The sequence below is a fragment of the Streptomyces sp. JLBG701 genome (assembly GCF_058544905.1).
Genome location: NZ_CM178588.1, coordinates 607,952 through 626,906 on the forward strand (window position 1 = coordinate 607,952; position 18,955 = coordinate 626,906).

At 71.0% G+C, this 18,955-nt stretch carries 18 protein-coding genes; 11 read left to right on the plus strand and 7 right to left on the minus strand.

Annotation, left to right across the window (positions count from 1 at the left end):
• Window positions 1–154: 154 nt before the first annotated feature.
• The 7 genes from AC5DRG_RS02860 (at window position 155) to AC5DRG_RS02890 (ending at window position 8,492) form a co-directional block, all read left to right on the plus strand.
• A complete protein-coding gene (locus AC5DRG_RS02860; protein WP_491807797.1) occupies window positions 155–1,069 on the plus strand; it encodes a hypothetical protein in 915 nt (304 codons plus the stop codon).
• Window positions 1,070–1,242: 173 nt separating this feature from the next.
• Window positions 1,243–1,416, plus strand: coding sequence for a hypothetical protein (locus AC5DRG_RS02865; protein WP_491807799.1), 174 nt, complete (start codon window positions 1,243–1,245; stop codon window positions 1,414–1,416).
• A gap of 53 nt (window positions 1,417–1,469) precedes the next feature.
• Window positions 1,470–2,546: an alkaline phosphatase family protein gene (locus AC5DRG_RS02870; protein WP_491807800.1), complete on the plus strand. Its 1,077-nt coding sequence runs from the start codon at window positions 1,470–1,472 to the stop codon at window positions 2,544–2,546.
• 34 nt (window positions 2,547–2,580) lie between these two features.
• Window positions 2,581–3,801, plus strand: coding sequence for a tRNA lysidine(34) synthetase (locus AC5DRG_RS02875; RefSeq protein WP_491807801.1), 1,221 nt, complete (start codon window positions 2,581–2,583; stop codon window positions 3,799–3,801).
• Window positions 3,798–5,615 carry an aminotransferase class I/II-fold pyridoxal phosphate-dependent enzyme gene (locus AC5DRG_RS02880; protein ID WP_491807802.1) on the plus strand — a complete coding sequence of 606 codons (1,818 nt, stop codon included), beginning with the start codon at window positions 3,798–3,800 and terminating at the stop codon, window positions 5,613–5,615. Before AC5DRG_RS02875 ends, AC5DRG_RS02880 begins: the two co-directional genes overlap by 4 nt.
• The gene (locus AC5DRG_RS02885) at window positions 5,605–7,440 is read left to right on the plus strand and encodes a DUF4910 domain-containing protein (RefSeq protein WP_491807803.1); all 1,836 of its coding nucleotides are present in this window, start codon (window positions 5,605–5,607) and stop codon (window positions 7,438–7,440) included. Before AC5DRG_RS02880 ends, AC5DRG_RS02885 begins: the two co-directional genes overlap by 11 nt.
• A 2-nt stretch (window positions 7,441–7,442) precedes the next feature.
• On the plus strand, window positions 7,443–8,492 hold the full coding sequence (locus AC5DRG_RS02890; protein WP_491807805.1) for a GNAT family N-acetyltransferase: 1,050 nt from the start codon (window positions 7,443–7,445) through the stop codon (window positions 8,490–8,492).
• A gap of 19 nt (window positions 8,493–8,511) precedes the next feature.
• Here the strand turns inward: AC5DRG_RS02890 and AC5DRG_RS02895 are convergent, their stop codons facing one another.
• Window positions 8,512–9,501, minus strand: a complete 990-nt coding sequence (locus tag AC5DRG_RS02895) for an ArsR/SmtB family transcription factor (protein ID WP_491807806.1) — start codon at window positions 9,499–9,501, stop codon at window positions 8,512–8,514.
• A gap of 102 nt (window positions 9,502–9,603) precedes the next feature.
• On the opposite strand from AC5DRG_RS02895, the gene AC5DRG_RS02900 reads away from it, so the two are divergent.
• Both AC5DRG_RS02900 and hemC read left to right on the plus strand, forming a co-directional pair.
• Complete coding sequence (locus AC5DRG_RS02900; protein ID WP_491807807.1) at window positions 9,604–10,797, plus strand: MFS transporter; 1,194 nt, start codon at window positions 9,604–9,606, stop codon at window positions 10,795–10,797.
• A gap of 48 nt (window positions 10,798–10,845) precedes the next feature.
• Window positions 10,846–11,781 (plus strand): hydroxymethylbilane synthase, encoded by a 936-nt coding sequence (hemC, locus tag AC5DRG_RS02905; RefSeq protein ID WP_491807808.1) that lies wholly within the window; start codon window positions 10,846–10,848, stop codon window positions 11,779–11,781.
• Between the two features lie 7 nt (window positions 11,782–11,788).
• Here hemC and AC5DRG_RS02910 read toward each other — a convergent pair whose 3' ends face one another.
• The 4 genes from AC5DRG_RS02910 to AC5DRG_RS02925 all read right to left on the minus strand — a co-directional run bounded on the left by AC5DRG_RS02910 (window position 11,789) and on the right by AC5DRG_RS02925 (window position 14,637).
• Entirely contained in the window at window positions 11,789–12,316 is a 528-nt protein-coding gene (locus tag AC5DRG_RS02910) for a hypothetical protein (protein WP_491807809.1), read from the minus strand.
• Window positions 12,317–12,507: 191 nt separating this feature from the next.
• Window positions 12,508–13,368 carry an ABC transporter permease gene (locus tag AC5DRG_RS02915; RefSeq protein ID WP_491807811.1) on the minus strand — a complete coding sequence of 287 codons (861 nt, stop codon included), beginning with the start codon at window positions 13,366–13,368 and terminating at the stop codon, window positions 12,508–12,510.
• Window positions 13,328–14,185 carry an ABC transporter ATP-binding protein gene (locus AC5DRG_RS02920; RefSeq protein WP_491807812.1) on the minus strand — a complete coding sequence of 286 codons (858 nt, stop codon included), beginning with the start codon at window positions 14,183–14,185 and terminating at the stop codon, window positions 13,328–13,330. The genes AC5DRG_RS02915 and AC5DRG_RS02920 overlap by 41 nt, the downstream gene beginning before the upstream one ends.
• Window positions 14,182–14,637, minus strand: coding sequence for a MarR family winged helix-turn-helix transcriptional regulator (locus AC5DRG_RS02925; RefSeq protein ID WP_491807813.1), 456 nt, complete (start codon window positions 14,635–14,637; stop codon window positions 14,182–14,184). The genes AC5DRG_RS02920 and AC5DRG_RS02925 overlap by 4 nt, the downstream gene beginning before the upstream one ends.
• A gap of 154 nt (window positions 14,638–14,791) precedes the next feature.
• Here AC5DRG_RS02925 and AC5DRG_RS02930 point away from each other — a divergent pair, with 154 nt between their 5' ends.
• On the plus strand, window positions 14,792–15,595 hold the full coding sequence (locus AC5DRG_RS02930) for a VOC family protein (protein WP_491807814.1): 804 nt from the start codon (window positions 14,792–14,794) through the stop codon (window positions 15,593–15,595).
• 109 nt (window positions 15,596–15,704) lie between these two features.
• On the opposite strand, the gene glgX is transcribed toward AC5DRG_RS02930, so the two are convergent.
• Complete coding sequence (glgX, locus tag AC5DRG_RS02935) at window positions 15,705–17,822, minus strand: glycogen debranching protein GlgX (RefSeq protein ID WP_491812949.1); 2,118 nt, start codon at window positions 17,820–17,822, stop codon at window positions 15,705–15,707.
• A gap of 32 nt (window positions 17,823–17,854) precedes the next feature.
• On the minus strand, window positions 17,855–18,367 hold the full coding sequence (locus AC5DRG_RS02940) for a pep a2 (protein ID WP_491807815.1): 513 nt from the start codon (window positions 18,365–18,367) through the stop codon (window positions 17,855–17,857).
• Window positions 18,368–18,617: 250 nt separating this feature from the next.
• Here AC5DRG_RS02940 and AC5DRG_RS02945 point away from each other — a divergent pair, with 250 nt between their 5' ends.
• Window positions 18,618–18,914 carry a DUF5133 domain-containing protein gene (locus AC5DRG_RS02945; protein WP_491807816.1) on the plus strand — a complete coding sequence of 99 codons (297 nt, stop codon included), beginning with the start codon at window positions 18,618–18,620 and terminating at the stop codon, window positions 18,912–18,914.
• Window positions 18,915–18,955: the final 41 nt, after the last annotated feature.

The following is an 18,955-nucleotide window of genomic DNA, read 5'->3' on the forward strand; positions in this document are numbered from 1 at the left end:
CCCTCCTTGATGTGTTCGGCCGTGGAAAGTAGCCTCAGCGTATTGCCTCGCATGGTTCATGACAACGACACAACTTCTTTTGCATACAGCCGACTTGGCGTGATGGACGCGGCGATCACGGGGGCCGGGCGGACGCGCGGAATGCCGGAGGAGCATGACTGTCCACGAGTGGTTACGGGCCCCTCGAACCCACGATCCGGTACGGCGCCGCACGTATCCCGACGATGTCTACTTCCGCGAAATGGCGGAATCGCTGGACCGGCGGGATGCGCGGGAGACGGATCGGACACTGCTGTGTTCCACCTTCGTCATGTTCAAGCCGGACGCGATCGTGGGACGGCGTGTCGAGCCGGCGCTCGCCTTCCTGGCGGACCACGGGTTCGAGCCGCTCGGCGCCCTGACGGTCGACGTGGACGCCCGGGTCGCCCGGGAGCTGTGGCGCTATCAGATCAACGCCGCGCCGCTGGCGGTGATCCGGGCCGTGGACATGGTCCTCGAATCCGGGCCGCCCTGTCTCTTCGTAGCGCTCCGCGACACCAGGGGTCCGGAGCGCACGGGGACAACCGCCTCGGAACGGCTCGCCGAACTGAAGGGGTCCTCCAAGAACCTCTCGGTGGACGTCGATTCGCTGCGCGCGACGCTCGGCTGCACGCTGATGTGCCTCAACTTCGTGCACGCGCCCGATGATCCCGCCGACCTGATCCGGGAGTTGGGCGTCCTGCTGCCCGGACGCCGGGAGGAGGCGCTCACCATGCTGGCGGCGAAGGCATCACCGCAGCGTGCCGCCGAACCGGCCACCGTGGCACGCGAGTTGTACGCCGCTCACCCGGCCCACCCGTTGACCCGGCCCGCGTCGTCTCCACTCCCCCGGCGCCCGTCCGACTCCGGCGGACTGCTGGCCCGGGTGGCCGAGCTGGCCTCGGAAGAGGACGGCCTTCCGCTGTGGGACCGCATCGTGATCGCGGCGGAACTGGTGGAAGGCCTCCCCTCCGAGGGACGGCCCCTGATCGGCCCGCCGCCCGGAAAGCGCCTCACCCATCCCACGGCAACCCGGGTCCTCACCGACTGAGCGGTCGACGGAATTTGTCGGTCCGTCAACTACCTGAAATAAAAGGGAAGTTGGGGTCAGGTTGCCGGACCGCACGGTGTTGACACACCAACTCGGCCTGTGTTGACCTGTTCACGCAAAAATTGCAAGTTGTTTGGCGCGTTTCTCTGGCACCGTTCCCGGCAGGAGGATCCATGCAAACAGCTCCACTCTCCACCACGGAAACCACGACCGAGGCCACGTTCACGTCGACCCCGGCGCCGGTCATGCTGCTGCCCCGCCTGGTCGAGCGCATGATCGAGGACCGGCAGGCCGCGCACATCGTCAAGTTCCGCACCACCTGCACCGATTGCGTACCGAACTACTGAGCGCAGCGGCGCGTGTCGGCGGACGGGCGACAGCGTCCGCCGACCTCCGCGTGGTGCCTGAAGTCGTCGAACGGTGTCTGAATGCCGCGTCCCGGGGGCTGTGTGTCCTGGCGGTCGACGGCCTGTCGTGCGAAGTGGCCGCGTCCGCCTTCACCCACGCAAGCACCAGCCTGTTGCGCTCCACCTTCCCGAGCACGTCGACGACCGCCTGGCTGACCGCCGTCACCGGCACCGATCCCTCCGAGCACGGAGCCGTTGGCATGGTCTATCGCGCACCCGGCGCCGACTGCGTCACCCATCTCGTCACCGGCGACACGTACGGCTTCGGCACCTACCCGCCGCCCAAGAACGCGCTTCTGCACGGCGCACCGACCCTCTTCGACCGGGCGGTCACCTCGGGCCACCCCGCGCTGGCGCTCGGCGCCGAACTGGAGCGGCTGACCGGCGAGTGGGTGAGCGCCCTGCTGCACGGCGCCCGCGTCATGCCCTCACCGACCACCTCCACCGAGCTCACCATCGATCCCGTCGATGTCGTGGAGCGCACCGTGCGGGAGGTCGAGGCCGTGCTCGCGGACTCCTTCGACGCCCCGCCCCTGGTGTGGGCGTATGTGAACCTCGACGACCACATCCACCAAGCCGGTTACGACGACCGGCTGCACGAGGCGTTACGGCTGCTGGACACGGCCGCGAGCCGCTGGGCCGACGCCGGCTGGAGTGTCGTAGCGCATGCCGATCACGGTCAAGTGCCGGTCACTCCACGGGCCGACCTCGCCGAGGCGTGGGCGCGGATCGACGCTCCCGCGTACTGCCGGATGCCCGCCGGCGGTGCCGGCCGGGTCCGCTGGCTGTACCCGCTGCCCGGGCGCGAGGAGGCCGTCGCGGACCGACTGCGTGACGCGCTTGGCGAGCACGCGCTCGTACTGACGCCGGACGACCTGCACGAGCGCGGGCTGCTGTCCGCGACCCCCGTCGTCCGCGACCGCGTCGGCGCGGTGGTGGCCCTGGCCACCTCCCCCGCCTTCCCCGTGCCCGACCCCACCGTGGCCTGGGAGCACGGATCCGTCTCCGACGGCGAGACGCTCGTACCGCTGGCCGCCTGGAACGCCCCACTCGCCTCAGTCCTGCCCTGACCCTCGGATCGTCACGCCACGATAGGAGAGCCCCGTGAGCACGGTCGTGTTCCGCAACAAGACCGGTGGTTCGGAGACCCTGCACGCGACACCGGGACAGAACCTGATGGACGTGCTCCGCGTCCACGGCATCCCGGCGAACGCCGTTCTCGCCCACCGGAACGGGGCGGTGATACCCGAGGCGACGGTCGTCATCCAGCCCGACGACGTCATCGAGGTGCGCCAGGTGCGCCACTACGACCTCGACGTCCTGCGCCGCCCCAAGGAACACGTCTACGCCGCGCCGGACCCCGTCTACACCAAGTCCGTCCTGTTCGACCACGGCGGCAACCTGGAGCGGCGCACCGAGCAGTTCACCGCCGAGACCTTCGTGACGTACGTCGAGGAGACCTTCGTCCAGAGCATCACGGCCGGCGCCACCATGCGCCCCGGGGACAAGGTCGTCATCGGACTGTCCGGCGGCCGTGACAGTGTCGCCTACCTCAAGCTGCTGGAACGCACCCGAGGCCGTTGGCCCGAGGCCGACATGACCGCCGTGACCATCACCGGACTGCCCGACTGGGACGAGCCGGCCACCTTCCGGATCGCGCTGGACGCCTGCGCGGGCCTGGGCGTGGACCATGTCATCGTCACAGCCGACGATGTCGCCGAACTCTTCAAGCTGCGTGAGCCGTTCGTCGACATGATGAACAAGGTCGTCTCCGGCGAACACCGCAACATGAACATGGTGATCGGCCACCAGGTCCTGCGCCGGATGCTGGAGCAGCAGGCCGAGCGCACGGGCGCCTCGGTCGTGGCGTTCGGCTTCAACGCCGACGATCTGGTGGCCAGCATGGTCACCTGGTTCACCACGGGCTACCGGATGGGCGGTATCCCGGTGCGCGAACTGGGCGGCATGCGCTACGTCTTCCCGCTCTACCGCATCACCAAGAAGGAACTGACCCTCTACCTGGAGCTCGTCGCCCCGGACCTCAACCGGCAGGGCGCGCCCGGCCGTTTCACCACCGGCTCCGACGAACGCTCCCTCGCCTACGCGATGGCCGACCACCTCTACGACCTGTGGCCGGGCATCGACTACTACCTCTTCAACGCCTTCGAGAACGTCCAGCGCACCCTGCTGCCGCTGGTCGACGACCTGTGCCGGGTCTGCGGCGGACGGTACGTCCTCCAGGAGGGCGTGGCCAACCCGGCCGGGCTGTGCGATGTGTGCGGCTTCCTGCACCGGCAGGAGGCGCTGCGGGCGGACGCCGTATGAGCGATGCCCGGCCCGAGAACGGCACTCCCTGGTATTCGGAGTTCTTCGGGGAGGAGTTCTGGGCCGTGGCGGCGCACGAGTACACCGCCGAGCGCACCGCCTCCGAGGCCGACTATCTCGCCGCCGTCCTCGACGACTCGGCCCCGGGCCGCCGCGTGCTCGACCTCGGCTGCGGGACGGGCCGCCACGCGATCGCCCTGGCCGAGCGTGGTTTCGAGGTCACCGGTGTCGATGTCGGCGCGTGGGCGCTGGAGCGGGCCGAGGCGGCGGCCGCCGGCGCCGGTGTGCGGGTGGAGTGGACGCGCCTCGACCTCCTCCGCGAACTCCCTTGGCTGCTCGGCGAGTTCGACGCGATCGTCTGCGTCCAGTCCTTCGGCTGGGGCAGCGATCCCCAGCAGCTGCGCCTGCTCCAGGAGGCCCGCCGGGCACTCGTCCCTGGCGGGCTGCTGCTCCTGGACCACTCCAACGTGCTGGCCATCGCCGGCCACTTCGTGCCCGAGGCGACCTTCGAGACCGAGGGGCTGCGCGCCGACTTCCGCCGCAACTACCTGGTCGGCTCCGGCCGTAGCGCCGGTTCGATCGAGGTTCGGCGGGGGAACGCGGAGCCGGTGGTCATCCACGACGATGTGCGGATGTACCAACCCGCCGAGGTACGGGACCTGTTGACCCGCGCGGGCTTCGCCGTCGAGCGCGTCGACGCGGACTTCGTCGTGGGACGCGAGGCCGCCCCGGTGTCACGGTACGTCCAGTTCGTCGCGCGGAGTCCGGGAACCCGAGGCGCGGGAGCGATCGCGACCTGGGCACAGCCCGCGCAAAAGCGTCCCTGCGCGGTGGATCTGCGCTGGTCGCCGGACGAGATCGAGTTCGTACGGCCGTCGGTCGACGCGGCCTTTCGGAGCGTGTACGAGGACGGTGGCGTCGCCGAGTTGGCGCGCGAATACCACGTGACCGACCCCTACGCGGCACAGAGGGCCGCGCCCGTGCTGTCCGGGCACTTCGGTCTCGACCTCTCCCCCGACATGGTGACCGCCGGGACAGGGGCCACCGGGCTGCTGCACGCGTGCGCCGCGCTCGCGGTGCCCGGGCCGGTGCTGCACCTGGCCGGCGGCCACCCGGACCTGCCCCGCCTGGCCGCACGGCTCGGCGCCGAGGCGATCGTGACCCGGCCGGAGGACCTGGCGGCCGACCTCGACCGGCACGCGCCCTCGGTCCTCGTCCTGGACCGCCCCACCATCACCGGCGACCTGTACGGGCGGTCCCGGCTGGACGAGATCGCCGAGGCCTGCCGCGCGCGGGGCACGACCGTGGTGCTGGACGAGGCGTACGCCGTCTATGCCGGGCCGCGCGCGAGTTGCGTGCCGGCGGTCGCCGAGCACGACAACCTGGTCGTGGTGCGCAGCATGTCCAAGGGCTACTGCTGTGGCGGTCTGCGGGTCGGTTTCGCGGTCGCGCAACCTGAACTGACCCAGCGTCTGAGGGAGTTCGCCCCGCCCCTTGCCGCGAACAGCGCCGGTCTCGCCGTATCCCTGCGCCTTCTCGAACAAGGCGACGTCTTCGCCCGGCTCCGGGCCAGGATCGCCGAGGTGAAGCCGCAGGTGTCGGCAACGCTGCGGCGGGTGGGCCTGGAGGTGACCGAGGGGGCCGACTGCCTGCCTTGGGTGACGACGGGCGGGGAGGATGCGAGAGCGGTGTTGGACAAGCACGAGATGTGGGCCAAGGAGATCGCTGTCGACACTCCGCTCCTGAAGATCGCAGTTCCCCTCTCGGACGCCCGACTCTCCGCCTTCCGTGCCGCGTTCGCGCATGTCGACTAGCCTCACGGATCTCGTCGGCCGGATCCACCACGACATCGACGCCGACGAGGCGATGCGCTGGGTCGCCCAACTCGCCACCTGGGACCGCTACCAGGGATCGGCGGGGATCGCCGCGGCGGCCGACTTCGTGGCGGGCGAGGCCGAGCGCGTGGGCCTGACGACCGTCGAGGTACTGAACTTCCCCGCCGACGGCCGCACCGCGTGGTGGACCTTCACCGCGCCCGCCTCCTGGACTCCGCACGCCGCGCGCCTGTCGGTCGCCGGCGGGCCCCCACTGGTCGACTACGGCGCACAGCCTTACGCCCTCGCCGCCAACTCGGCGGCCACATACGGCGAAGCACCCCTTGCCCGCGTGCAGGACGACGCTTGGCCGCCGGGCGCGGTGGTCCTCGTCCCGTCGGCGGCCGAACTCGACGGGAAGCTCTTCGCCCGGATGCGAGACGAGCGAGCGAGCGGCTTCTGCGTGACGGCCCGTCCCGACCTCCGCGACCATGCCGGCCGGGTCGAACTCCCGGGTGGTAGCGGCCTGTTCGGCTTCAGCGTTCTCCCGGCCCAACTGGACGAACTGCACCGCGCACACAGCCGAGGCGAACGCGTTCGGGTGGTTGTCGACGTCGACACCACCCCGGCCCTGATGCCGGTGGTGGTCGCCCGCACACCGGGGGATCCCTCGCCCGGGCCCGACGCCTGTCTGCTCGCCGCGCATCTCTGCCACCCCGCGCCCGGCGCCAACGACAACGCCTCCGGGGTTGCGGCGGCCCTGGCGGCCGGGCGCGTGCTGGCGAGGCGCGCGCCGCGCCGACCGGTCCGGTTCGTCTGGGCGCCCGAGTTCGTGGGGCTGGCCGCCTATGTCCACCGGACGGTCGAGGAGGGCAGGCCGTTGCCGATGATGGCGGTCGATCTCGACATGGTGGGCGAGGACCAGCGGCTGTGCGGCGGTCCGCTGATCGTCGAGCACAGCCCGGAGTACCTCCCGCACTTCGCCAACGCCCTGGTCGAAGCCTGCGTGCGGGCGCTGCCGTCCGCCGCGCGCTCCTACAGCTCGGCCGTCGGATGCGATGTGTGGGCGTGGCGTACGACACCGTTCGTCGGCGCCTCCGACCACGCGGTCCTGGCCGACCGGGCGATCGGCTGTCCGGCCGTACAACTGGGGCACTGGCCCGACCGGTTCAACCACTCCGGTGCCGACACGCTCGACAAGGTCGACCCGGAGGAGCTGCGCAGGTCCGCCGCGATTGCCGCGTCCGCAGCCGCTGTCGTGGCGACGGCGGGCCCCCGCGACGCCGACCGACTCGCCCACCTCCTCACCCGCTGGACGGCCCACCGGATGACCGCCTGTCTGCCACCGACCGACGACCCGCTGACCGCCGCCCTGCTGACCCGGCGCTGGCAGTACGGCCGCGACGCTCTCCCGACCCTGCTACCGCTCGGCGCGAGCCCTGACGTCCTGGACCAACAGGCGCACCGGCTCGGCGACTTGCACCGCACGCTGTCCCAAGCCTGGACCGATGCCCCCGAAGCATCGGACGAACAGGGCCCGAGTCTGCACCGGACCTGGCCAGGGCCCTTCAACCTCCGGGCGCTGATGGGAGCCGCCGGCGAGACGGACCGGCAGTGGTTCCTGGGCCAACTGACCGAGAACCGGGGCAGGTTCTACGCCTCCGCGATGTCCCTCGCGCAGAGCATCGACGGCGTCTCCGACGCCGCGAGCGTGATTCGCACAGCCCAACTCGACTCCGGGCTCCGCTGGGAGCCGGGCTTCGGGGAGCGTTTCCTGGCGGCGATGGAGGGGGCGGGCTGGGTGAACGAAGGGAAGAGGGAGTGAGCATGCCGGACATCACCGTCGCCGACTCCATCGACGACGTCGACACCGCCCAGTGGCAGGAGGTGACCGAGGGGGCCGCCGCCCCCGTCCACTACTCACCGGCCTACCTGCGGGCTTTCCAGACCAGCCCGTTGAGCCCGTACGCCGCGGTGCGCTACCTGACCGTCCTCGAGGCGGGCCGGACCGTCGCCGTACTGCCGTGCTACCTCCAGAAGCAGGGCGACCCATACGGTTCCCTGCGCGGCGTCGGCATTCCCGAAGCGGACGGACCGGCGCTCCTCGGGCACAACTGGTACTGCTACGACACCCGGATCCCCGTCCGGGAGAGCGACCCGGGGCGGCGTGACCGCATCCTGGCAGCGGTGCTGGACGCCGTGGTGGAGCTGGGCGCCTCCGACGGCGCGCAGGCCGCGGGGCTCGTCAGCGTCGCGGAGGGCGACCCGGTCCTCGACGTGGCCCGGCGCAAGGGGTGGCGGGTGGCACCGATCGTGACCCGTTTCCAACTCCCGCTGACCGGCACGGCCGGGCCCGACTCCCGCGCCTATGACTCCTACGACTCCTATCTGGCGGCCTTGGGCGGCAAGACCCGGCGGACGATCCGGCAGTACCTGCGCCGTGCGGCGGACGCCGGGGTCACGATCACGATCGAGGCCCCCCGCCCGGACTTTCTGGGCACGGTGGGCGAGCTCATCCGCCACACCGCGGCCAAGCACAACAGCGCGCACATGTACCCCGAGAGCGTCTTCGGCGACTTCGTGATGGCGCTGGGCGACCATGCCAAGATCGTCCGTGTGGACCAGGGCGACCGGACGCTGGCCGCCGCGGTCACCCTCCTCGACAACGAGCGTGTGCACATGTGGGCGGGCGGCACGAGCCACGCCACCGTCGACGGGTTCAGCCCCAACTACCTGTTGTGGGCGGCGGAGATCCGTGCGGCCATCGAGTGGGGGAAGCAGTGGGTGGAGGGCGGCCGCAGCAACGCGCCCCTCAAGATCCGCCACGGGATGCGGCCACTGCCCCTGTATGCCTGCGTGGCCCCGCCCGGCGCCTGAACCCGGGCCCCGGAGCAGGTCAGTTGTCGTCCGCAAGGGCGTCGCCGAGTTCCGTGCGCTCGTACAGGACGTAGTAGCCGTGCCGCCGGGAGTCGAGCAGGCCCGCGTCGCGCAGGACCGAGAGGTGTGCCGACACGCTCGACGGGGCCATGGCGTGGCGGCGGGCCAACTCCGTTGTCGCGGTGGGGGTGTCGAGGCCGACGAGGATCGCGGCGCGCTGTCGGCCCAGGAGCCGGGCGAGCGCGTCCGGCGGGCGGCGGTCCGGCGCGGAATGGAGGCGGCCCATGGCGCGGGCGGGGTAGATGACGGTGGGCTGCCAGGGACTGGCGAATCCGCTCACGACATCCGGCCAGACGAACACGCTCGGCATGAGCAACACGCCTCGCCCGTCGGCCTGTTGGGCGTCCGCGAGGTCGCCGTACATGCGCAGGGTGAGGGTGTGTCCGGCCCAGTCGATGCCGGGGTGCAGTCCGGCGAGCAGAGCGTCGAGGCCGCCGTCCACGAGCTGCCGGGTGCGGTGGGCGATGTCGGCCTCCAGGACAGCCCGGTGGCGCGGCCAGTCCGGGGCGAGCAGGGCGTGCCAGGCGAGTTCGGTGAGGTCGGCGAGGCGGGCGACGGCCCGCGCGGGGTCGTCGAGCGCGGCGCGTCCCGCCGAGGACTCGGCGAGGCCCGGTGTGCAGGCGAGGGAGCGCTCCATCTCGGCGCGGGCCAGGGCTGGTTCGGTCGCGCGCATGCGAACCAGTTCGTCGTCGAAGGAGGGGTACGACTCCTTGGGCGGCGCGCCCAGGAAGTCCGGGGTGTAGCCGCCGGCGCGCGGGATGAACAGCCACAGCGGCGACAGGTCGAGCCCGGAGACGGTCCGCCGCATCCGGCGCAGCCAGCTCTGGTGGTAGCCGTGCCGGGCCGGGCGGCGCAGCATGCGCAGCGCCTCGTGGGTCTGGCACAGCGGGGAGACCGCGAACCGGCAGCGCGTCAGGTCGGCGGTGTCCAGGTGCAGGGTCAGCGGCAACGCGGCCTCCGTGAGCGATTCGGCCCGGACCGAAAGAGTAGAAGCAGCCTCTCCCGCCCAGCACGCTTGCCCCGTCCCGACCCCCACCCGAGAGGCACGTCCATGGGCAGCGTACGTCCGGCCGCCTGGCGCCGGGCCGCCGTCGTAGCGGCGCTGATGCTGGCGGCGTTCACCTTCAACACCACCGAGAACCTGCCTGTCGGCCTGCTCGCCCTCATGGCGGACGATCTGCGGGTGTCGCTGACGGCGGTGGGCGTGCTGGTGACCGGGTACGGCCTGACGGTGGCCGTCGTGTCGTTGCCCCTCGCGCACCTCACCCGGTCCGTCCCGCGCCGGTACCTCCTCGCCGGGCTGCTGGGTGTGCTGGCCGTGGCGAGCTGGGTGTCGGCGCTGACAGCGGTGTCGTACGGGCTGCTGCTGGCGGCGCGGGTGGCGACCGCGCTCGCCCAGGCGCTGTTCTGGGCGGTGATGGGGACGGTCGCGGTCGGTCTGTTCGCGCCCGAGCGGCGGGGCCGGGTCATGGGGCTGCTGTCGGTGGGCGGTTCGCTGGCCATCGTTCTCGGTGTGCCGGCCGGGACCTGGCTGGGCGGGCACAGCGGCTGGCGCGTGCCGTTCGCGGTGCTCGGCGTGCTCGCTCTCGTCTCGCTCCTGGCCATCGCCGTCCTCCTGCCGACGTCCCACCCGCAGGAGAGCCACTCCGCCTACGGCGCCGCCCCGGACCGGCGCCGGTTCCTCGTCGTCCTCGCCACCACCGCCCTCTCGGTGACGGGCGCCTTCGCGGGATTCACGTACATCGTCGCGTTCCTCGACGAGGTGAGCGGGTTCGGGGAAGGGGCGGTGAGCGGTGTGCTGTTCGCGTTCGGTGCGGCGGGGCTGGCCGGTGTCACCGTGACCGGCCCGCTCCTCGACCGGTTCCCGCGGGGCACGCTGATCGTGCCGGTGGCGACCCAGGCGGTGGCGCTGTTCGGCCTGTACGCAGGCGGGAGCAGCCAGGTGGTGACCGTCGGGATGCTCATGCTGTTGGGCGGCTCGGTCGCCCCCGTCTTCATGGCGACGCAGAGCCAGGTGCTGCGCGTGGCGCCCAAACGCACCGAGTCGGCGCTCGCCGCGAATTCGGCCGCCTTCAACGTGGGTGTCGCCGCCGGTGCCCTGCTCGGCGGCGCCCTGCTGCCCGTGGTGGATGTACGGGGCACGGTCCTGGTCGGCGGGCTGCTCACGGTGGCGGCTCTCGCGGTGCTGACCTGGCCCGTCTCCCGGGAGTCGGCGGCGCCGCTCGAAGCCGACAGCGCGGCCTGATCGTCCGACTGGCACGAGCGCACCGTCGCGAAGGTCTATCGTGTCGGCATGTCGGTTCCCGAATTGATCCGCATCGTCTCCCGCGACTCGCCCATGGCACTGGCCCAAGTGGAGCGTGTACGCGCCGAGTTGGGTGTGCTGCATCCCGGTGTGCGTACCGAGGTCGTGCCGGTGAAGACGACCGGGGACAAGTGGATGGGCGATCTTTCGCAGGTCGAGGGCAAGGGGGCGTTCACCAAGGAGGTGGACGCCGCGCTGCTGGCCGGGGAGGCCGACCTGGCGGTGCACTGCGTCAAGGACGTGCCGGCCGACCGGCCGCTCCCGGCGGGCACGGTGTTCGCCGCGTTCCTCAAGCGGGACGACATCCGCGACGCCCTCGTCCACCCGGGCGGGCTCACCCTGGACGAGCTTCCGGCGGGCACCCGGATCGGCACCTCCTCGGTGCGCCGGGTCGCGCAACTGGCCGCCACGCACCCGCACTTGGAGTGCGTGCCCTTTCGCGGGAACGCCAACCGGCGCCTTGAGAAGCTCGCTGCCGGTGAGGCGGACGCGCTGCTGCTCGCGGTCTCGGGCCTTGAGCGCATCGGCCAGCAGGACGTGATCAGCGAGATCCTCTCCCCCGAGGTCATGATGCCGCCGATCGGCGCGGGCGTCCTCGCCCTGCAGTGCCGCGAGGGCGACACCGAGACCATCGACGCCGTCAGCGCGCTCGGCCACCCGGAAACCCACCGCGAGGCCACGGCGGAACGCATGTTCCTGCACGTCCTGCAGGGGCACTGCAACAGCCCCATCGCCGGGTTCGCGCAGGTGGACCGGAGTGGCGAACTCTCCCTGCGCGCCTGCGTGTTCACACCGGACGGCAAGACCCGGCTCAACGCCCACGAGTGGGCGGGGCGACTGGACCCGGCAACGCTGGGCACCTCGGTCGCCGTGGCCCTGCTGCGTCAGGGCGCCCGCGAGATCATCGACGGCATCCCGCACTGAGCCTCGCTCAGGCGGTGCCCTCTCCGGCCTCGTCGCGCAGGAAGTTGCTCACCTGGTGGGCCAGGCCCTCACGCCCCGCACCGCAGGGCGCGCCCGCGCCGACGCAGCCCTCGTGGAGTCCGATGGCGCCCGCCCACAGCCGGCGGTCGGTCCACTCCTCATCGACCCGCAGCTGGATCTGGACGTCGATCTGGGTCAGGGAGGCTTCTGGTCCGGCGGCGTACAGGACGGCGGTGACGCGGCGCAGCGGGTAGACGTCGAAGCCCTCGATGAACTGCGTGTTGCGCCAGTCGACAAACGCGCTCTCGCCGTCGGGACCGATCCGCACGTCGATCTGACCGTCCTCCAGGTGGATCCCGAAGTGCCGCTCGCCACGGTTCTCGACGGTCACCCGGACCCTGAAGTACGTCTGTCCCTCGGCGGCGTCGTCGCGGCCGCGCGGCGGCTCGGCCGCCTCCAGTTGGTGGACGCGGACCCGCAGACCGGCATGCTCGTCGTACTCCTGCCAGTCCCCGACCACGTTCGGCTCGTACACAATGCACCTCTTCGACCTCAGAGAGCTGCTTCCTATCTGTGTGCTCAGCGCACTGTCAAATGAGCAGAATGCGCTGTGGCCAGGTGATTCACCCCCTTTGATCGCTGATCAAGCCGTGCGCAGGAAGAATTCGCTTTCCACCTCTCGGACGGTGGCCCCGCGCGTGCCGCACATCACGTTCCGTCACAAGATCAGCGGGCCAGGCGTCCCAGGAGGGACGAGGCGGCCGCGATGCCGAGCGCGGCGGCCAGGGCGAGGACCCCGAAGTCGGCCGCCAGGTGTGCCGGGGTGCCGAGGAGGAGGCCGCGCAGGGCGTCCACCTCATAGCTGAGCGGGTTGACCTTGCTGATGCCCTGGAGCCAGCCCGGCATCACGGACACGGGGTAGAGGGCGTTGGAGCCGAAGAACAGCGGCATCGTGATCGCCTGTCCGAAGCCCATCAGACGGTCCCGGCTGAGCACGATGCCGGCGATGGTCATCGACAGGCAGGAGAAGAAGGCCGACCCGAGGATCACCACCACCGCGACGCCGAGCAGCTTCAGCGGGTTCCAGGTCAGTGCCACGCCGAGCAGGGCGGCGATGACGATGACGACGACGGCCTGGATCAGGGACTTCACGCCGGCCGCGAACGCCTTGCCGGTGATGAGGGCCGAGCGCGGGGTCGGGGTGACGAGGAGCTTGTTGAGGATGCCCGCGTCCCGCTCCCAGATGATCTGGATGCCGTAGAAGATGGCGATGAACATCGCGGACTGGGCGATGATGCCGGGCGCCAGATAGTCGATGTAGGGGATGCCGCCGGTGGGGATCGCCTTGATCCGGGTGAACGTCTGGCCGAAGATCAGCAGCCACAGGGCCGGTTGGACGGCCCTGGTGTAGAGCTCGGTGCGGTCGTGGCGCAGTTTCTGGAGCTCGACCACGCACATCGCGCCGACCCGGGCGGGCAGCAGCCGCCAGCCCGCGCGGGGCGCAGGCGGTTTCAGCAGGAGGTCTATGCCGTTCTCGTGGGCATGGTCAGCCGACGCGGTTCGCGGTGCGGCGGGTGCTTCGGACATCGCGGAAATCTCCTGACTCGTCGAGGCCGCTGCCGACGATGTCGCGGAAGACGTCCTCCAGCGTGGGCAGCGTGTCCGTGCCGGCCGCGCCCGCGGCGCGCCGGCGTTCGCCGAGCCTCTCCCTGAGCTCGGCCGGGGTGCCGAGTGCGCGGATGCGGCCGTGGTGCATCAGGGCGACCCGGTCGCACTGCTGGTCGGCCTCGTCCATGTAGTGCGTGGTGACGAGCACGGTCATGCCGGTGGCCGCGCGCACGGCGTTGATGTGGTCCCACACGCTGGTCCGGGCGATCGGGTCGAGGCCGATCGTCGGTTCGTCGAGGATCAGCAGCCGGGGCGCGCTGACCAGGGCCTGGGCGAGTTCGAGGCGGCGGACCATGCCGCCGGAGTAGGTGTTGGCCAGCCGGTCGGCGGCTTCGGTGAGGTCGACCGCGGTCAGGGCCTGGCCGACGCGTGCCGCGCGTTCTCGGCGGGGGACGTCGAAGACCCGGGCGAAGAGAGCGACGTTCTCCCGGCCGGTGAGCCCGCCGTCGGCGGACAGCTGCTGGGGGACGTAGCCCAGCATGCGTCGTACGGCCATACGGTCCCCGGCGGTGTCGTGGCCGAAGACACGGACCATGCCCGCGGGGACCGGCAGGAGGGTGGTGATGCAGCGGATGGCGGTGGTCTTCCCGGCTCCGTTCGGGCCGAGCAGTCCGAAGACCTCGCCCTCCCCGACGGAAAGGTCGAGCCCGTCGACGGCTCTGGTCTCGCCGAAGGCGTAGGTGAGTCCGGTGCAGGAGACCGCTGCGGGCGGTCCCTCGGCAGCGTCACGGGTCATGACTCCTCGGCCTCCTCGTGCAGATTGACGGCCAGCTTGCGCAGGGCCGGGAGCGCGGCGCGCAGGGCGTCCCGGTCCGCCTCGTCGAGCCGTGACACCTGTCGGCGTACGAGGGCGGCGCGGCGCTGCTGCCAGTCGCGCAGCCGGGTCTCGGCCGCCTCGGTGAGCTGCAGACGTGCGGCCCGACGGTCGGCGGGGTCGGTCTCCCGGACCAGATGGCCCTCCCGCACGAGCTGGTTGACCAGCGTCGACACGGAGTTGCCCGCCAGGTACAGCTCCTTGGCGGCTTCCGAGATACCGATTCCGGGCCGGGCCTCCACCAGGCGCAGCAGCTCCACCTCGGCGCCGCGCAGCCGCGGGACGGTCATCCCGCTGCGCAGTCGGCGCCGGATCAGACGCTGGACCCCGACGAGGGCGTCGGCCAGCTCTTCCGGGAAGTTCTCCGAGTCCACACCGGAAGATTACCTCTGTATCAGAGCTAATGGCACCAACGGACGGTCAAGAGCGATCGTCCGGTCGCCCTCGACAGGCACGGAGAGGGGTTCCGGTTGGACACTGGACGGGAGAGCGGCGCCTGCCGGTCGACGAGATCAGGACGCGACTTTCATGAACCATGACACGACACGTTCCAGCGCCACCAAGGACGTCGTCTCCACCGACTCCGTCTTCGGAGCACCCTGCTGGGTGAGTCTGACCAGCCGCGATCTCCAGGCCACCCAGGAGTTCTACGGGGCCCTGCTGGGCTGGAGGTGGCGCTCGGCCAGGCTCGGCGACCGCTTCCGGATCGCGCTGGCGGACGGAGTGCCGGTCGCCGGTATCGCGGCCGTGGCGACCGAGTGGCAGGTCGCGGTCGCCTGGACCCCGTACTTCGCCGTGCCCGACGCGGACGTGGCCGTGGCCCGGGCGCGGGAGCGCGGCGGTACGGCGGCCGTCGGGCCGCTCTCCTTCCCACCCGGGCGGGCGGCGCTGCTGGCCGACCGGGACGGGGCGACGTTCGGGATCTGGGAGGGAGAGCTCGTCGGCAACTGGGAGACCTGGCGCCGGTCGGCGCCCGCCTTCATCCGGCTCCACACCCGGGACGCCTTCGACGCCGCCCTGTTCTACGGCGAGATCCTGGACTGGGCGACGGACCGTCCCGGTGCCTGCGAGGTCCAGTACGAAGGGGGCGAGGTCGTGCTGCGCAGCCGAGGGGACGCGGTCGCGCGCATCGAGTCGGGGGCGCTGGAGGCGGCGCCCGACCCCACGATCCGGCCGCACTGGCAGATCCACTTCGCGGTGTCCGACGCGGCGGCCTGCGCACGGGCCGCGGAGGCGGGCGGCGGCAGCGTCCTGCGGGAGGGCGAGCAGGAGGCCGTGCTGCGCGACCCCGACGGCGCCCAGTTCACGGTGACATCGCACCGCGAGAGCTGAGCGCTCCGCTGGATAGGCGGTTCGTTGTAGGCAGGTCGTTTGCTGTGGGTCGGTGGGGGCTGATCGCGCCCACGCGGCGGAGCCGCATATCGACACAGCCCCGCGCCCCTTACGGGGCGCTCATCGGCGGCCGCGACAGCAGTACGAGGCTGCGTGCCTCGACGGCCAGCTCCGTGCCGGCCTTGTGTTCCGACTCGTCCGGGGAGCCCTCCGGTGCGGCGGTGTCGATCAGCGTCGTCCAGCGTTCGCCGTACGTGCTGTCGGGCAGCTGGAAGTCCACCGGTTCCCAGTAGCTGTTGAGCAGGAGGAGGAAGGAGTCGTCCACCACGGGCCGGCCTCGCGGGTCGGGTTCGGCGATGGCGTCGCCGTTGAGGAAGACGCCGACACAGTGGGCGTCGGAGCGCTGCCAGTCCCGGTCGGTCATCTCCTGGGCATCAGGCAGCAGCCACACGAGGTCGGGCAGCGGCCGGCCGGTCTGCGTCCCGGTCTCGCCGCGGAAGAAACGGCGACGGCGCAGTACCGGGTGGGCGGCGCGCAGGCCGATGACGTACCGCGTGAAGTCCGCCAGTTCGCGCTGCTCCCCGGTCAACGCCCAGTCGATCCAGGAGACTTCGTTGTCCTGGCAGTAGGCGTTGTTGTTGCCGCGCTGGGTGCGCCCGATTTCGTCACCGTGGCAGAGCATGGGGATGCCCTGGGAGAGCAGCAGGGTGGCCAGGAAGTTGCGCTGCTGGCGGGCGCGCAGTTCCAGCACCGCGGGCTGGTCCGTCTCGCCCTCGGCCCCGCAGTTCCAGGAACGGTTGACGCTCTCACCGTCCTGGTTGCCCTCGCCGTTGGCGTCGTTGTGCTTGTCGTTGTACGAGACGAGGTCGCGCAGGGTGAATCCGTCGTGCGCGGTGACGAAGTTGACGCTGGCGCGCGGCCGGCGCCGACTGTGGGCGTACAGGTCCGAGGAGCCGGTCAGCCGGGAGGCGAACTCGCCGAGCGTGTGCTCGCCCGCGCGCCAGAAGTCCCGTACGGCGTCCCGGTACTTGCCGTTCCACTCCGACCACAGGGGCGGGAAGTTGCCCACCTGGTAGCCGCCCTCGCCCACGTCCCACGGTTCGGCGATGAGCTTGACGCGGCTGATCACCGGGTCCTGCTGGATCAGGTCGAAGAAGGCGGACAGCCGGTCCACCTCGTGGAACTGCCGGGCCAGAGTGGCCGCGAGGTCGAAACGGAACCCGTCGACGTGCATCTCGGTCACCCAGTAACGCAGCGAGTCCATGATCAGCTGGAGGACGTAGGGGTGGCGCATGAGCAGGCTGTTGCCGGTGCCGGTCGTGTCGTAGTAGTGCCGCCAGTCGCCGTCCACGAGGCGGTAGTAGGAGGCGTTGTCGATGCCGCGGAAGGAGAGGGTGGGGCCCTTCTCGTTGCCCTCGGCGGTGTGGTTGTAGACGACGTCCAGGATCACTTCGAGCCCGGCCGCGTGCAGCGCCTTCACCATGGCCTTGAACTCGGTGACCTGCTCGCCGCGGGTGCCGTGGGCTGCGTAGGAGTTGTGGGGCGCGAAGAAGCCGATCGTGTTGTAGCCCCAGTAGTTGGACAGGCCGCGGTCCTGCAGCACGCCGTCCTGGACGAACTGGTGCACCGGCATCAGTTCGACGGCGGTCACGCCCAGCGAGGTCAGGTGCTCGACGACCGCGGGGTGCGCGAGACCGGCGTAGGTACCGCGGAGTTCGGGCGGCACGTCCGGGTGGGTGCGGGTGAGGCCCCGTACGTGCGCCTCGTAGATCACCGTGTCGGCGTACGGCCGCCGGGGCGGGCTGTCCTCGCCCCAGTCGAAGGCCGGGTCGGTGACGACGCCGAGCATGGTGTGCCCGGCGCTGTCCGCGGAGGCGGGGCCGCCTGGGGCACGTTCGTAGAGGGAGGCGTGATTGTCCATCAGCCCGTCGACCGCTCTGGCGTACGGGTCAAGGAGCAGCTTCGCCGGATTGCAGCGGTGGCCCAGGGCCGGGTGCCACGGTCCGTGCACCCGATAGCCGTAGCGGCGGCCCGGGCCGACTCCGGGCAGGTAGCCGTGCCACACAAATCCGTCGACCTCGGTGAGCGGGACGCTGCTGTGGGTGCCGTCGTCGCCGACCAGGACGAGCTCGACGCGTTCGGCGACCTCGCTGAACAGCGCGAAGTTGGTGCCCTTCCCATCGAAGGCGGCGCCCAACGGGTAGGGGTGCCCGCGCCACGCGGGCACCCCTGCCTCGGCCTTGCGCTGTGACTTCGGGGTCACCGCGCGTCCTCCAGGACCTCGTCGGCCGCGCCCGGTTGGCCGGTCAGAACGGCGGCCGGGACCGCGCGGGGCAGCTGGCGCACCTCCCGCAGGCTCGGCGCCGGTGCGATCGGGACCAGCGGGACACGTGCGCCCGCGCGGGCCCGCTGCGAGAACCAGATGACCTTGCTTCCGGTGTCCGTGGCGCAGCATCCCCAGCCGTCGCTCATCGCGGCGATGCGCGCCAGACAGGCACGCAGGTCCGTGTCGGGGCGCAGGTCGCGGTTGTCGTCGCCGACGGCCGTGATGAGGTGCTGGCCGTTCCACCACATCTCGATGGAGGTGTGCTTGTCCGTCGCGTGCTCGTCTATGGCCCGCAGCAGCAATTCCGCGCCACGGCAGACGGGGTCGACGAGGGTTTCGAGGTCCCAGAGCCTGAGGTGAGCGGCCAGGATGCGCCTGACCTGTCCGACCCGGTCCGGGCTGACTTCCACGTCGAGGTGGTAGTAGCAAGGCACTGCGGTCTTCATCTTCGTTGGCTCCTCACGGCGAAGCTCTCGCTTCTCCTCGCCCCCAGCGGGCCTGGCCCCGAACACAAAGCGTGAGCACTGATCGCTTCTGAGTCAGCTCCAGAGTGAGAGCGCTACGCCATTCGTGCAACACGAGCGCACACCCGAGGTAGTTGAAGCTCCAACAAGACGCTGCGTCGTCGCACGTGCACCATGTGTGAAGGCCTCGAACCGTCTGTCGCGGCCTCGATCCAGAAGGTGAGACTGCGCCATGCTGCTCCCCGCCAAAGAAGAGGTGGCCCGGCATCTGCGGCGGTACCGGGCGTGGGAACGCGTCATGCTCGCGACCCCCGCCGACCGCGAAGTGCGGGCCACTTTCGAGGACTCGGGCTACACCTTGTGCGTGCTGATGGGGAAGCGCTGCGCTCGTGAGGCCGCGGACGCCGCCGAACGCTATCTGCGGACCAGCCTGACCACCTACCTCCGGGAACAGAACGGCCGGCCTCGTGCCGGCGGCGCCCGGCGACGGGGCCCGCCCGTCGAACGGCGTTCCCCCGCGGGGAGGTAAGTCGCCTTCCGGCGCAGCTTCGACCAACGGCCGGGCCACCA